Annotated in this window: 13 protein-coding genes; 9 read left to right on the top strand and 4 right to left on the bottom strand. The window is 35.4% G+C overall.

The genetic code is table 11. The features are described from left to right. Positions 1-35: 35 nt before the first annotated feature. The 4 genes from yidD to SBH76_RS11395 all read right to left on the bottom strand — a co-directional run bounded on the left by yidD (position 36) and on the right by SBH76_RS11395 (position 1,655). Positions 36-272, bottom strand: coding sequence for a membrane protein insertion efficiency factor YidD (gene yidD, locus SBH76_RS11410; protein ID WP_317977889.1), 237 nt, complete (start codon positions 270-272; stop codon positions 36-38). Continuing rightward, positions 253-606, bottom strand: coding sequence for a ribonuclease P protein component (gene rnpA / locus SBH76_RS11405; RefSeq protein ID WP_315050727.1), 354 nt, complete (start codon positions 604-606; stop codon positions 253-255). Before rnpA ends, yidD begins: the two co-directional genes overlap by 20 nt. A gap of 166 nt (positions 607-772) precedes the next feature. Next, entirely contained in the window at positions 773-907 is a 135-nt protein-coding gene (gene rpmH, locus SBH76_RS11400) for a 50S ribosomal protein L34 (RefSeq protein ID WP_007594921.1), read from the bottom strand. Between the two features lie 118 nt (positions 908-1,025). After that, positions 1,026-1,655: an ECF transporter S component gene (locus SBH76_RS11395; protein WP_007594922.1), complete on the bottom strand. Its 630-nt coding sequence runs from the start codon at positions 1,653-1,655 to the stop codon at positions 1,026-1,028. A gap of 520 nt (positions 1,656-2,175) precedes the next feature. On the opposite strand from SBH76_RS11395, the gene dnaA reads away from it, so the two are divergent. From dnaA to SBH76_RS11350, 9 genes are all read left to right on the top strand, one after another. After that, positions 2,176-3,564, top strand: coding sequence for a chromosomal replication initiator protein DnaA (gene dnaA, locus SBH76_RS11390; RefSeq protein ID WP_007594923.1), 1,389 nt, complete (start codon positions 2,176-2,178; stop codon positions 3,562-3,564). Between the two features lie 192 nt (positions 3,565-3,756). Beyond that, entirely contained in the window at positions 3,757-4,866 is a 1,110-nt protein-coding gene (gene dnaN, locus SBH76_RS11385) for a DNA polymerase III subunit beta (RefSeq protein WP_317977888.1), read from the top strand. 9 nt (positions 4,867-4,875) lie between these two features. Beyond that, a complete protein-coding gene (locus SBH76_RS11380) occupies positions 4,876-5,088 on the top strand; it encodes an RNA-binding S4 domain-containing protein (protein WP_007594926.1) in 213 nt (70 codons plus the stop codon). Next, the gene (gene recF / locus SBH76_RS11375; protein ID WP_315034418.1) at positions 5,063-6,154 is read left to right on the top strand and encodes a DNA replication/repair protein RecF; all 1,092 of its coding nucleotides are present in this window, start codon (positions 5,063-5,065) and stop codon (positions 6,152-6,154) included. Before SBH76_RS11380 ends, recF begins: the two co-directional genes overlap by 26 nt. A 278-nt stretch (positions 6,155-6,432) precedes the next feature. Next, complete coding sequence (locus SBH76_RS11370) at positions 6,433-6,696, top strand: SemiSWEET family transporter (RefSeq protein ID WP_007594929.1); 264 nt, start codon at positions 6,433-6,435, stop codon at positions 6,694-6,696. Between the two features lie 156 nt (positions 6,697-6,852). Further along, positions 6,853-8,766 (top strand): DNA topoisomerase (ATP-hydrolyzing) subunit B, encoded by a 1,914-nt coding sequence (gyrB, locus tag SBH76_RS11365; protein WP_009662016.1) that lies wholly within the window; start codon positions 6,853-6,855, stop codon positions 8,764-8,766. A 16-nt stretch (positions 8,767-8,782) separates the two neighbouring features. Further along, the gene (gene gyrA, locus SBH76_RS11360) at positions 8,783-11,257 is read left to right on the top strand and encodes a DNA gyrase subunit A (protein ID WP_317977887.1); all 2,475 of its coding nucleotides are present in this window, start codon (positions 8,783-8,785) and stop codon (positions 11,255-11,257) included. A 12-nt stretch (positions 11,258-11,269) separates the two neighbouring features. Beyond that, positions 11,270-12,541 (top strand): diaminopimelate decarboxylase, encoded by a 1,272-nt coding sequence (locus SBH76_RS11355; RefSeq protein ID WP_317977886.1) that lies wholly within the window; start codon positions 11,270-11,272, stop codon positions 12,539-12,541. A 299-nt stretch (positions 12,542-12,840) separates the two neighbouring features. After that, complete coding sequence (locus tag SBH76_RS11350) at positions 12,841-14,499, top strand: Na/Pi cotransporter family protein (RefSeq protein WP_317977885.1); 1,659 nt, start codon at positions 12,841-12,843, stop codon at positions 14,497-14,499. Positions 14,500-14,669: the final 170 nt, after the last annotated feature.

The following is a 14,669-nucleotide window of genomic DNA, read 5'->3' as shown; positions in this document are numbered from 1 at the left end:
TAGATTTTCTAACTTACTAAATTCCATAAATATACTTATGGCACAGGATCGTATCCACCTTTTGCAAAAGGATTACATCTGAGTATTCTCCATATACTAAGTACTGATCCCTTTATTATGCCATGCTTTTTTAAAGCCTCTATGGCATATTGTGAACAGGTAGGAGTATAAATACAATGTGTTCTTACCTTTAGCGGTGACAAATATTTTTGATAGAATCTAATAAGCTTAATCATACCCTTTAATACCAAGCTATTTATTTTCTTCAACATTTTCTCTATCCAGTCTATGTGATTTCAACAAATGTAAATAGGCACTCTCCAATTTATGGTAATCCCCTACATCTGCGCCTACTCGTACTACTACTATTATATCTAATCCCTTTTTCTCTATCTTATTCAATCTGAAAATTTCTCTCAATTTTCTTGCAAATGTATGTCTGACTACACTGTTACCGTTTTTCTTTGAAACCGATATCCCTATCCTGTTGTAATCCAAATTATTTCCATATACATACATAACAAGAGTTTTATTGGCATATGACTTTCCGTTCTTATATACCCTTTGAAAATCAGCATTACTTCTTAAAGAAGGAAAATTTTTCACATAAACTCCTCAAATGCAAAACGCATCTTATATTAGATTAAATGTAATACTACTATAAACTAAAAGGATAGTCATAAGACTATCCCTAAGTAATCTTCGACAGATAATTTCTTTACTACATAATGTAGTACTCATCTGTTTTCCGGCTGTTTGTTGCCTTATTTTTTTAAGCTGATAATCTAGCTCTTCCTTTTGCTCTTCTGGCAGCTAAAACTTTTCTACCGCCTGCTGAACTCATTCTTGCTCTAAAACCATGAACCTTAGATCTTTGTCTCTTCTTAGGTTGGAATGTCATCTTCATGATCTGATACCTCCTTATTTCTTTTCGTTTGTCCAGTCTTTTTTAAGTCTATGTTCTTTACTTTTCCAAAGAACGCACCCTAGTATTATATATAAAGAAGGTATACAAGTCAATAGCTTTATCGCTCTTCACTGATTTTTAATAATGTACCTGCTACAGCTAAAGTAAGGATTGAAGAAACTATCGCCTCTGCTACTCCCTGTGTTCCTATTATACCTACTATTACAACAGGCAACTGTGTCAACTCTCTCCCTGTTGCACTTGCATAATGCTCTCCGAACAGGAAGTATATACCGCTCATTACCAATATGGTGTTTGTTACTGCCGCCATGGCACCTGATACCAGGAGTGCTATTTTCACCTTACCTGTTTTTCTTATTGCTCTGAAAACAAGTGCAGCCACTATACCTACCAGTATTCTCGGAACAAAACATACTATTACAGATCTTATTCCGCCTGTGTATCCTGCTATGGCCGGTGCAAACGGTGAAAAACAAAATGATGTCGGGTTCGGCATGAATGTATTCTTCCACATACTGCCAAGTCCGAATACAAATCCCAGTCCTGCTCCCTCTTTCCACCCAAGTAAAATTGCCCCAATGGCTACCGTTACATGAATGATAGTTGCGTTCATTATACCAAGCGGTATAAATCCCAAAATAGGTACCAATGTCTGAATAATAATTATAGCTATGAAGATAGCCATGATTACCATTCTTTTTGTCTTCTGATAAGAATCTCTCTTCATTTTTTTCTCCTCTCGCTACTACTCCTATTGGATATAATGCACTTAATATTATATATTTAATACTCCGTTTTATCAATATTTTTATTATCTCAAAGTAAGAATATTGTTCCCCGGATTTTCGACTGTTAAAATTCTTATCAACATAATTATCCACATTCACCTGTATATTTTCATTGTTTAAAATCTAAATGTTTATATTTTAGTTATCCACATTTTGTTGATAGTGTGTGGATATTTTATTTTATCTCAATGTTGACATTTCTTATTTTGCTTTATTTTAAGCCGTTTCTCTTTGTCAACATCGTTATCAACATTCTGTGTATAAGGCTTTTTTACATCTATTTTTATCGTTTTTTAATATGGATAATTTATTTTACAATTTTTAATCAACTACGTTGTCCATAACTTTGTGAATATCTATGTTGATAATTTTCTTTTTTACTTTTTCTTTACATTGATATGAATACCTTTTTTTGATATACTTTACCTAGTTTATACTTATCCTAAAGGAGTAAAAAGGATGATAGATAAGATAAAATCCAGTTGGGAGGAAATAATCACGTTTTTAAGGGATGATTATGAGCTCTCACCTGTATCATACAATACATGGATAAAACCCATGATTCCGACATCAATCGATAAGGATTCAAAGGGAGTTTATACCTTGGTCATCACTGTTCCTTCACAACCTTTTAAAACTTATGTTACAAAAAAATACTCCCTGTACCTTTCGGTATCCATAGAGGAAGTTACCTTAATAAAATGTAATGTCGTTTTTATAGAAAAGTCGGAGCAGGAAACAAAAAAATATCCAAATACGCTGATAGACAATAAGCGGCATCCGGTAAACAACCTGAAGCTTTTAAGTGCAAATCTGGATCCGCTTTATACTTTTGATACATTCGTAGTAGGCAAAAGTAATGATCTGGCACATGCAACCGCTATAGCTGTAGCGGAATCTCCGGGAAGTCAAAATCCGGGGGAGCATTACAATCCCTTCTTTATATATGGAGGCGTTGGTCTTGGAAAAACTCACTTGATGCATTCCATTGCACATTACATATTGGAACACAATCCGGAGGCAATCATTTTATATGTCAGCAGTGAGAAATTCCTTAATGAATATATTGATGCGCTAAAAAACAGCAATTTACAGGAATATCGTTCAAAATATCGTAATGTAGATGTACTTCTTATTGATGATATTCAGTTTATCGGCGGTAAGGATGCAATACAGGAAGAACTTTTCCATACTTTCAATGCATTGTATGAGCAGAAAAAACAGATAATACTTTCTTCAGACCGACCTCCTATGGAGCTTAAAAACCTTGAAGAGAGGCTTCGTTCAAGGTTTGCCTGGGGTGTGGCAGTAGAGATTTTTTCTCCGGACTTTGAAACAAGAATGGCAATTCTTAGAAGTAAGGAAGAAAGAGACGGCAAAAACATTGATAATGAAGTTATTCAATTTATTGCTACCAATATAAAGAGTAATATCAGAATGCTTGAGGGAGCACTAAATAAGCTTTACGCTATGAGCAGACTTAATAAAAATCAGGAAATTGATATAGAGCTGGCAAAAACTGTACTGAAGGATATGATTACTCCCGATGCTCCTACAAAAATAACTTCAGAATATATCGCAACTGTGGTAGCCGATCATTTCAATATCACCGTGGCGGAATTAAAAGCCAAGGGAAGAAAAGAGCCGGTAGCAACTGCAAGACATATTACAGTTTATCTTTGCAGAAAAATGACCAATGATACTCAAACTAAAATAGGTCAGTTTTTAGGTGACAGAGATCACTCCACGATAGTCAATTCCGAGGATGTAATTACTAAGAGAATCGTCTCTGACAGTGAGCTGAATCAGACAATTGAAACTATCAAAAAGAAGATTTCTCCACAGTAATCCAAATTATACGGGTATTTCCCAAACATGGTGATGTTTACAAAAATAAGCTAAAAAGCAAGTATTTACAAGGCTTTTAAGACTTTTGCACTTATCCACACACTATAATAATACTAATACTAAAATATATTTAATTATTTATCATGGCGAGCGAGCTCTTTCCTGAGTAAAAAATCGCCAACCGGAGGAACAATGAATTTAAAATTTCAAAAAGCACAATTGGTAAATGCTTTAAGCATTGTAATGAAGGCTATATCTACCAAGACTTCAAGTGTTATTTTAGAATCAATACTTATAACGGCAGCTGATAACAGAGTTGTTTTAGACGCTACAGATACGGAACTTTCAATTCAAACAGAAGTGGATGCGATTATAGTAAATCCGGGTGGAGTAGTTTTAAATGCAAAACTATTCTCAGAGATTGTAAGAAAGTTTGAAAATACGGATTCTTTAATAGAGCTTGATGTAGATAAGGATTTCAAGACAACTATCAGATGTGACCAGGCGGTATTTAATATTATGGGAATTGATCCCGTAGAGTTTATACCGATGCCGAAGGTAGACAGGGATGATTTTATCAAGCTTTCACAGTTCAGTTTAAAAGAAGTTATAAGACAGACCGAGTTCTCAACAGCTATAAGCGATATCAACCGAATGATGGGTGGAGAGCTTATAGATATTAAAGACAATGTGGCTAAATTCGTTACTCTTGACGGACATAGAATGTCTATCAGAAATATTGAATTGAACGGGAATTTTGAAAATCAAAGATGTGTGGTTCCTATAAAGTCCTTACAGGAAGTTATGAGGATAATTGACAGCGATACTCAAAAAGATGTTAATATTTATTTTTCAAAGGATCATATACTCTTTGAGTTTGATAAAACACTTGTATTGTCAAGAATACTTGACGGTGAATATTTCAGAATTGAGACCATGCTCTCAAGTGATTATGATACCAAGGTTACCGTCAGCAGAAACAGATTTCAAAGTGCTATAGAGCAGGCTATGATACTTATCAGGGAAAATGAACATAAGCCTTTGATTCTCAATATAGAAAACGGAATACTTACATTGTCCGTAAATTCATCACTTGGATTTATGGATGCCAAAGTAAATATTGAAAAAAGCGGAAGTGATTTAAAGATTGCCTTTAACCCTAAGTTCTTAGTGGATGCATTAAAGGTAATTGATGATGATTTTGTAGATATTTATTTTACAAACGCAAAATCGCCATGCTTTATTAGAGACGATAAAAATTCATACACTTACCTGATATTGCCGGTAAATTTTGTAGGATAAAGGTGAAATATGCAAGAAGTTAAAATTAGAGATGAATATATAAAGCTGGAGCAGGCTATGAAGCTTGCAGGTGCTGTATCTATGGGTTCGGAAGCCAAGATGGTAATACAGGCCGGAGAGGTTTTGGTAAATTCCGAGGTGGAGCTTAGAAGAGGTAAGAAGCTTAGAGACGGCGATATATTTACATACGAGAACAATGATTATAGAATCGTTGGAGCTTAAGGACTATAGAAACTATGAGAGTTTGAATATCCAGCTTTCAAGCGGTGTAAATATATTTTACGGTGACAATGCGCAGGGAAAGACAAATATTTTGGAGTCAATATATCTTGCCACCACTTCAAAGTCTCATAGAGGAAGTAAAGATAAAGATATTATAAAATTCGGAAGCAATGAATCGCATATTAAGCTGATGATAGAAAAAAATAACTCATCGGTAAGGCTTGATATGCATTTGAAAAAGAGCAAGTCTAAGGGAGTTGCTATAAACGGTATTCCGATAAGAAAGCTTAGTGAGCTTTTCGGTACTTGTAATGTTGTATTTTTTTCTCCTGAAGATTTGAATATTATCAAGAGAAGTCCTAAGGAAAGAAGAAATTTTGTGGACATGGAGCTTTGTCAGTTAAATAAGCTCTATGTTTCCACTTTGGTTACCTACAATAAGGTGCTTGATCAGAGAAACAAGCTTTTAAAAGAAATCGGTTTTAAGAGCGGTGTTGAGGATACTTTGGATATCTGGGATATGCAGCTTGTAAAATACGGTAAGGATTTGATTGCTTACAGAGAAGCCTTTATAAAGGAATTAAATGAGGTCATTTTCGGTATACATTCTTTACTCTCAGGTGGTGAGAAGATAAATGTAGTATATGAAAAGAATGTTGAAAAAGATGATTTTGAAGAAGAACTGAAAAAATCAAGAACAAGTGATATAAGGTATAAGACTACAAATGTAGGACCACATAGAGATGATTTTTCATTTTTTCTAAACGGTGAAATGGATTTGAAAAAGTTCGGATCTCAAGGGCAGCAAAGAAGTCTTGCCTTATCATTAAAATTATCCGAGATAGAGCTTATAAAATCAAGATACGGAGAATTTCCTGTACTTTTACTTGATGATGTATTATCCGAACTTGACGGAAAAAGACAGTCTCACCTTTTGGAGTCCATAAAACATATTCAAACTCTTATTACCTGTACAGGTGTTGAAGATTTTTTGAATAAATCTTTGGATATTGGAAAGGTATTTAAAGTAACAAACGGTACAATAAAAGAAAGCGAATATAATTAACTCATTGTATACAAGTATTTTATAAAATTGTTTAAATTTTGAGTAATCAAAAAATTTCTTTTTTGTGGTGTTATTTGGATGTAAATAAAAATAAAAAATTTACACCTTGTTAAAAACTAATAAAAATATAGAATGCAAAAATGATAATATATAAAAAAATAATGTTAAAATTTTCGTAAAACTCTGTTAAAATTTGCAACCTTCAAAATTGTGTGTTATATTATCACACATAAATTCACACATGTATATTTATAAACTGATTTCGGAGGTAATATTCAATGACAAAAAAGAGAATTAATACATTCATAGGATCTATAGGAGCATTTATCGGAGTTTTAGTATTCTTATCTTATATACCGCAAATTATAGCAAATATAGGTGGTGAGAAATCTCAACCGCTGCAGCCGCTTGTAGCGGCAATATCTTGTTTGTTATGGGTTATATATGGCTTAACAAATGAACATAAAATAGATTATATCCTTATTATACCGAATGCGGCAGGTGTAGTTTTCGGATTTTTGACTTTTATAACAGCTTTGTAATAATGTATATTTTAGGGGTGCGTGGCACCCCTTTTTTCTTATTTATATGTAGTAATTTTATTCCACATTTTCAAAAAAAATGTTATAATATATCGATATGACATTAAGAGTAAATTTTCCTGAGAATGTATTCTCAGATGATTTAAAGGAGATAGTATGAGTACAGAGTATGATGCATCCCAAATTCAAATACTGGAAGGTTTAGAGGCCGTTAGAGTAAGACCCGGAATGTATATTGGTTCAATATCATCAAGGGGTCTTCATCATCTTGTTTATGAGATAGTAGATAACTCTGTAGATGAGGCTCTTGCAGGATTTTGTACCGAGATAAAGGTAAAAATAAATGAAGATAATTCAATCACTGTAAGAGATAATGGTAGAGGTATACCGGTAGACATTCAGCAAAAGGCAGGAAAGCCGGCGCTTGAGGTAGTATTTACAATACTGCATGCAGGAGGAAAATTCGGTGGCGGAGGATATAAGACCTCAGGCGGACTGCATGGAGTAGGTGCATCTGTAGTAAATGCATTATCTACATGGTTGGATGTAAAGGTTTATAAAGAAGGCAAAATTTATCATATGCGATTTGAAAAGGGTAAAGTCGTAGAAAATATGCATGTGATAGGTGAATGTGATCCCGGTGAAAGCGGTACCGAGGTAAGCTTCTTACCGGATGCAACTATATTTGAGGAAACAGTATATGACTTTGATATATTGAAAGTCAGATTGAGAGAGACAGCTTTTCTTACCAAGGCATTAAAAATTGTTTTGATTGATGACAGAGTAGAAAAAAAAGAAATGTCTTTCCACTATGAGGGTGGTATCAAGGAATTTGTTACCTATCTCAATAAGGGTAAGGCACCTATATACGATGAAGTAATATACTGTGAGGGTGTGAAAGAAAAGGTGGTTGTTGAAGTTGCAATGCAGCACAATGACACTTATACAGAGGGAATTTATACTTTTGTAAATAATATAAATACTCCTGAGGGTGGAACTCATCTTTCAGGATTTAAAAATGCACTTACAAAGACATTTAATGAATATGCCAGAAACAATAAACTGCTGAAGGAAAATGAGGATAATCTTTCAGGAGAAGACATAAGAGAAGGACTTGTAGCTATAATCTCTGTGAAGATACAGGACCCACAGTTTGAAGGTCAGACAAAGCAAAAACTTGGAAACTCCGAGGCACAGACTGCAGTTAATGCTATAGTAAGTGAGAAGCTTACTTATTTCCTTGAGCAAAATCCCGGAATAGCAAAGCTTATAAGTGATAAGGCTATTACAGCACAAAGAGCAAGAGCTGCGGCAAGAAAGGCAAGAGATCTTACAAGAAGAAAGTCTGCACTTGACGGTATGAGTTTACCGGGTAAATTGGCTGACTGTTCAAGTAAGAATCCTGAAGAATGTGAGATATTTATAGTCGAGGGAGATTCTGCGGGAGGTTCCGCAAAATCTGCAAGAAAGAGAGATACACAGGCTATTTTGCCTCTTAGAGGAAAGATACTCAATGTGGAGAAGGCAAGACCTGATAAGGTATATTCAAATGCCGAGATTAAGTCAATGATTACAGCATTCGGTACAGGTATACAGGAAGATTTTGATATCAGCAAGCTTCGCTATAATAAAATCATTATAATGACTGATGCAGATGTGGACGGAGCTCATATTGATACTTTGATGCTGACATTTATATACAGATTTATGCCTGAACTTATAAAGGAAGGTCATGTATATCTGGCTCAGCCTCCACTGTATAAGTTAGAGAAGAATAAAAAGGTATGGTACGCATATTCTGACGAAGAACTTGACAATATCTTAAAAGAAGTCGGAAGAGATCAGAATAATAAGATACAAAGATATAAAGGTCTGGGAGAGATGGATGCCGAGCAACTTTGGGAAACAACCATGGATCCTGAACGAAGAGTACTTAAAAAAGTGGTACTTGACGAGTCTATGCTTTCAGAAACAGATTTAACATTTAATACTCTTATGGGAGACCAGGTTGCTCCGAGAAGAGAGTTTATAGAGACAAATGCGAAGTACGTATCGAATTTGGATATTTAAAAAGGTAGGTTAAAATATGGAACCAAATGTTTTCGACAAGTTTAATGAGATCGACTTAAAGAAAACCATGGAAAAGTCATATATTGACTATGCAATGAGTGTTATTGCAGCAAGAGCGCTTCCTGATATAAGAGACGGTTTAAAGCCTGTACAAAGAAGAGTGCTCTTTTCTATGATAGAACTGAATAACGGTCCTGATAAGCCACATAGAAAATGTGCCCGTATTGTCGGAGATACAATGGGTAAATATCACCCACACGGAGATTCTTCAATATACGGATCATTGGTAAATATGGCTCAGGACTGGTCCATGAGATATCCTCTTGTGGACGGACATGGAAACTTCGGATCTGTGGACGGAGACGGCGCGGCTGCCATGAGATATACAGAGGCAAGACTCTCAAAAATCGCAATGGAGATGCTTGCCGATATAAATAAGGACACTGTTGACTTTGCTCCGAACTTTGATGAGACTGAAAAAGAGCCTACAGTATTGCCGTCAAGATATCCGAACCTGCTTGTAAACGGTACTACAGGTATTGCGGTAGGTATGGCCACAAATATTCCACCTCACAATTTAAGCGAGGTAATAGATGCTGTAGTAAGGATAATAGATAATAAGATAGAAGAAAAAGAATCTACTATCGATGAGATGCTTGATATCATAAAGGGACCTGATTTCCCTACAGGTGCACATATACTTGGACTTAGAGGAATCAGAGAAGCCTATACTACAGGTAGAGGAAAGATAAAGGTAAGAGCGGTATCTGAAATAGAAGCCATGCCAAACGGCAAAAACAGAATTATAGTTACCGAGCTTCCATATCTTGTAAATAAAGCAAAGCTTATCGAAAAGATTGCCGAACTTGTAAAAGATAAAAGGATAGACGGTATTACAGATCTTAGAGACGAATCAAACCGTGAAGGAATGAGAGTCGTTATAGAACTTAGAAGAGATGTAAATGCCGGAGTTATATTAAACAGATTATATAAGCATACACAGTTACAGGAAACTTTCGGTGTAAATATGCTGGCACTTGTAAATAATCAGCCTAAGGTACTTAATATTTTACAGATGCTTGAGTATTATCTTGCACATCAGGAGGATGTTGTAACAAGAAGAACAAAGTATGATCTCAATAAAGCTAAGGAGAGAGCTCATATTTTGGAAGGTTTGCTTATAGCTCTTGATAATATTGATGAAATTATAAAGATTATCAGAGGCAGTGCAAATGTAAGTGTTGCAAAAGAAGAACTTATAAAAAGATTCGGACTTACCGATGTACAGGCTCAGGCTATAGTTGATATGCGTCTTAGAGCTCTTACAGGTTTGGAAAGAGAAAGACTTGAGTCCGAGTACAATGAGCTTTTGGCTAAGATTTCATATTTTGAGGGAATATTGGCAGACGAGAAGAAACTTCTGGGTGTGATAAGAGAAGAAATCCTTGTAGTTGAAGATAAGTATAAGGATGACAGAAGAACAGGCTTTATACAGGATGATGATATGGAGGATGAGGACCTTATCCAAAGAGAAGATATCATCATTGCAATGACAAAGCTTGGATATATAAAGAGAATGAGTCCTGACAATTTTAATGTCCAAAACAGAGGAGGTAAGGGCATCAAGGGAATGCAGACCATTGATGACGACTTTATCGAAGACATTGTTATGTCAACTACTCACAACGATATATACTTCTTCACAAATAAGGGTAGAGTATATAATATAAAGGGATATAAGATTCCGGAAGCTTCAAGGACTGCAAGAGGTGTTGCAATAGTAAACTTATTGAATTTGCAGCCTGATGAGAAGATTTCGGCTATTATACCAAGTGAAGCAAAGTCAAAGGACGGATATCTCTTTATGGTAACCAAGAAAGGTACTATAAAGAAATGTCAGATTAATCTGTTTGACAATATAAGAAAGAACGGACTTGCGGCCATAAATCTCACAGAAGATGATGAGCTGATAGAGGTTAAGGTAACTCATGGTGATGACGATCTTATCATAGTTTCAAAAGACGGTATGTGTATAAGAATCAATGATAAGGATATAAGAGCTATGGGTAGAGGTGCTACCGGTGTTCGTGGTATGAGACTGAATAGAGATGATGAGGTCATCGGAATGCAGCTGGCATCTCAAGGGGAGTATTTGCTTCTTGTTTCTGAGTATGGGTATGGAAAGAGAACAAGGATATCCGAGTTCAAAGTCCAAAACAGAGGCGGTAAAGGTATCATATGCTATAAAGATAATGAAAAGACCGGAAAGTTGGTCGGAGCAAAACTTGTTAATGAAGACAGAGAGCTTTTGCTTATAACCACAGAGGGAATCATTATCAGAATAGAAGTAAGCGGAATATCAGTGCTTGGAAGAGCCGCATCAGGTGTTAAGCTTATGAATATAGACAGAGATAGCGATACCAAGATTGCAAGTATTGCTAAGGTCAGAGAGGAGAAAAACACCGAATCTGAAGAAGAAAGCAATACATAGAAGGGAAATAAAATGCAAAAAATACCATTTTTGACATTAGATAAAGTAAGAGAAATTGTAAAAACATATCCGACTCCATGGCATATATATGACGAAAAAGGAATCAGAGAGAATGCAAAAAGATTAAATGAAGCGTTCAGTTGGAATAAGGGATTTAAAGAATACTTTGCTGTAAAAGCCACTCCGAACCCTTTTATAATGAAAATATTAAAAGAATGCGGTTGCGGTATGGACTGTTCTTCTATGACAGAACTTGAATTAAGTGATGCATGCGGTTTTAGCGGAAAAGATATAATGTTTTCCTCAAATGAAACTCCTATAGAAGAATTTAAGTTTGCAAATGATCTCGGAGCAATAATAAACTTGGATGATATCACACATATAGAATATGTTGAAAAGGCTTGTGGAAAATTGCCTGAGACTATGAGTGCCAGATACAATCCGGGTGGATTCTTTACTATGTCAAACGGTATAATGGACAATCCGGGAGATGCCAAATACGGCATGACTCCCGATCAGATTATAGAAGCATTCAATATAATGAAGTCAAAAGGTGTAAAGTACTTCGGTATTCATGCATTTCTTGCAAGTAATACGGTTACAAATGAGTACTATCCTAAGCTTGCAAAGGAACTGTTTGAGTTTGCCGTAAGAATAAAGAATGAATGCGGTATATGCGTAAGCTTTATAAATCTGTCAGGTGGAGTCGGTATACCGTATACACCCGATCAGGAGCCTAATGATATATTTGAAATAGGCAAAGGTGTAAAAAAGGTCTATGATGAAGTACTTGTAGCAAACGGTATTAAAGATGTGGCTATTTTTACGGAACTTGGTAGATATATGCTTGCACCATATGGAGCTTTGGTAACGGAGGCAATACATGAAAAGCATACACATAAGGAATATATAGGTGTGGATGCCTGTGCGGTAAATCTTATGCGACCTGCCATGTATGGAGCATATCATCACCTTAGCGTACTTGGTAAGGAAGAAAAAATTTCAGATCATACATATGATGTTGTAGGTTCACTGTGTGAAAACAATGATAAGTTTGCTATAGACAGAAAACTTCCAAAGATAGACAAGGGTGATTATATCTATATTCATGATACAGGAGCACATGGATTTGCAATGGGATATAATTATAACGGAAAATTAAAGTCGGCAGAGCTTTTATTACAGGAAGACGGAAATGTAAAACTTATAAGAAGAGCCGAGACTGATAAGGATTACTTTGCAACCTTTGATTTCTGTGACATTATGGATAAATATTTGAAATAAAATGAAAAACATTCTTTTCAGGTTTAAGAAATAATTCATAATAAGTTCAACAGTATTTCAATTCTTTTACGAAGAAGTATGATAATATTACATCATCATAACGAAGCACTTACAATGAATCCTATATATAGAAATCCTTAAGAAGGCACCCCGTAAAAAGGGTGCTTTTTTAATTTGTTGAAATATCATTCTTGTATTGCTTAAAATATTAGAACTTGATAGAATGTACAGGATGTAGCTTTTGGATTTTGATCCTGCAGAGGTTATATCAGTAGGTATGTTTTAAGAGGAGAACAAAAATGATTGATAATGTATCATATCTCTTTGGATTCTTAGGCGGTCTTGGACTTTTCCTATACGGAATGCATATCATGGCGGACGGTATGCAAAAGACTGCCGGAGGGAAGATGCAACAGTTCCTCAGTAAGATAACGGATAACAGGTTTACAGCCATCTTACTGGGTGCGGTAATAACAGCCATAATACAAAGCTCAGGTGCTACCACTGTAATGGTAGTAGGTTTTGTTAGTGCCGGAATGTTAAGCCTTGTCCAGGCTGTAGGTGTAATCATGGGTGCCAATATAGGTACTACAATTACAGCGTGGGTAGTATCACTTGGAACAATAGGCGATTCACTCAAGCTCTTTCAGCCGGGATTCTATGCACCTTTAATGATTGGTATAGGTGCGATATTTATACTGTTTTCAAAATCCGACAAGAAAAAAACTATAGGTGAAATAATTCTGGGACTTGGAATGCTGTTTTTGGGACTTGATCTTATGGCAGGCAATATAAAACCTTTCACAAGTGCTCCTATATTTTCGGAAGCGTTCAGAGTACTTGGAGGTAATCCGATACTCGGTATAATAGTAGGTATTGTAGTAACAGCTCTTATGCAAAGCTCATCAGCATCTGTAGGTATTTTACAGACACTTGCATTTAACGGTGTGGTAAATACTGCAGCAGCTATATATATAACTCTCGGACAAAATATCGGTTCCTGTGTTACAGCTATTATTTCAAGTTTGGGAAGCTCAAGAACTGCAAAGAGAGCCGCAGCTATACATCTTTTATTCAATACAATAGGTGCTATAGTCTTCGGTATACTTGGATTTATTGTATTTCAAGTGAATGTAAAACTCGCAAATCATACTATCAATGCTGTAGAGATTTCAATATTTCATACATTCTTTAATCTTACAATGACTACACTACTTTATCCTTTTGCGGGACTTCTTGTAAAACTTTCAGGAATGATTATAAGAGGTAAGGATGATGAAGTTGAGGAAGAGGTAAAAGAGCCTGTACTACAGCTTGATGAAAGAGTTCTTCTAAGCCCGGCTTTTGCTGTACAGACTGCAAATAATGAAGTTGCCCGCATGGGAGAAATTGCTCTAAAAAGTTTAAATGCGGCTATGAGTGCCATCAACAATAAAAGCCTTGAAGATATAGAAACAGTTGCAAAATGTGAAAAGAAGCTTGATGATATGCAGGAAGCTTTGACTGAATTTCTTATAAAGGTAGACAATCTTTCACTGAGTGAAAGTCAGAAGAAGCATATTAACAATCTCTTCAATATGGTAACAGATATAGAAAGAGTCGGTGATCATGCGGACAACCTTTCTGAAAATGCAAAGTATATGATAGATAATAATCTTGAATTCAGTGATCTAGGTAAAGAAGACCTTGCAGAAATTTCAAAAGACAGTATTGAAGCCTTTGAGATTGCACTTAATGCAAGAAGCGGTGATGCTCTTAGAGCTGTGAGAAAGGTCAATAAGCTTGAGGATGAAGTGGATATGCTTGAGGATGAAATGAGAGAAAAGCATATCGAGAGATTATCAAAGGGAGATTGTAATCCACAGGCAGGAATTGCCTTCCTTGATATCATAAGTAATTTGGAGCGTGTATCGGATCATGCAACAAATATTGCGGGATATGTAAAGAACGAAATATAAAATAAGAAGTTTTAAAGATTTACTTGCAATTATGTTTATAATCCTGTCTTTGACAGTTTCAAAAGTTAAAATGCCCTTGAACCCCAGTATTTTACTGGCTTTCAGGGCATTTTTATTTCGTTTTGAAAATAAAAAAATAGTATTTTATTTTCCTTTGCTTTGTTTTTGTA

The sequence above is a fragment of the Lachnoanaerobaculum sanguinis genome, assembly GCF_033242365.1.
GTDB classification, from domain to species: Bacteria; Bacillota; Clostridia; order Lachnospirales; family Lachnospiraceae; genus Lachnoanaerobaculum; species Lachnoanaerobaculum sanguinis.
Note: the sequence above shows the minus strand (reverse complement) of the source record. Positions and strands in the feature narration are given on the sequence as shown.

Coding starts and splice junctions, on each gene's coding strand:
- gyrB (WP_009662016.1), top strand. CDS start 6,853: ATGAGTACAGAGTATGATGCATCCCAAATTCAAATACTGGAAGGTTTA.
- yidD (WP_317977889.1), bottom strand. CDS start 272: ATGTTGAAGAAAATAAATAGCTTGGTATTAAAGGGTATGATTAAGCTT.
- SBH76_RS11370 (WP_007594929.1), top strand. CDS start 6,433: ATGACAAAAAAGAGAATTAATACATTCATAGGATCTATAGGAGCATTT.
- SBH76_RS11380 (WP_007594926.1), top strand. CDS start 4,876: ATGCAAGAAGTTAAAATTAGAGATGAATATATAAAGCTGGAGCAGGCT.
- dnaA (WP_007594923.1), top strand. CDS start 2,176: ATGATAGATAAGATAAAATCCAGTTGGGAGGAAATAATCACGTTTTTA.
- SBH76_RS11350 (WP_317977885.1), top strand. CDS start 12,841: ATGATTGATAATGTATCATATCTCTTTGGATTCTTAGGCGGTCTTGGA.
- gyrA (WP_317977887.1), top strand. CDS start 8,783: ATGGAACCAAATGTTTTCGACAAGTTTAATGAGATCGACTTAAAGAAA.
- SBH76_RS11355 (WP_317977886.1), top strand. CDS start 11,270: ATGCAAAAAATACCATTTTTGACATTAGATAAAGTAAGAGAAATTGTA.
- rpmH (WP_007594921.1), bottom strand. CDS start 907: ATGAAGATGACATTCCAACCTAAGAAGAGACAAAGATCTAAGGTTCAT.
- recF (WP_315034418.1), top strand. CDS start 5,063: ATGATTATAGAATCGTTGGAGCTTAAGGACTATAGAAACTATGAGAGT.
- SBH76_RS11395 (WP_007594922.1), bottom strand. CDS start 1,655: ATGAAGAGAGATTCTTATCAGAAGACAAAAAGAATGGTAATCATGGCT.
- dnaN (WP_317977888.1), top strand. CDS start 3,757: ATGAATTTAAAATTTCAAAAAGCACAATTGGTAAATGCTTTAAGCATT.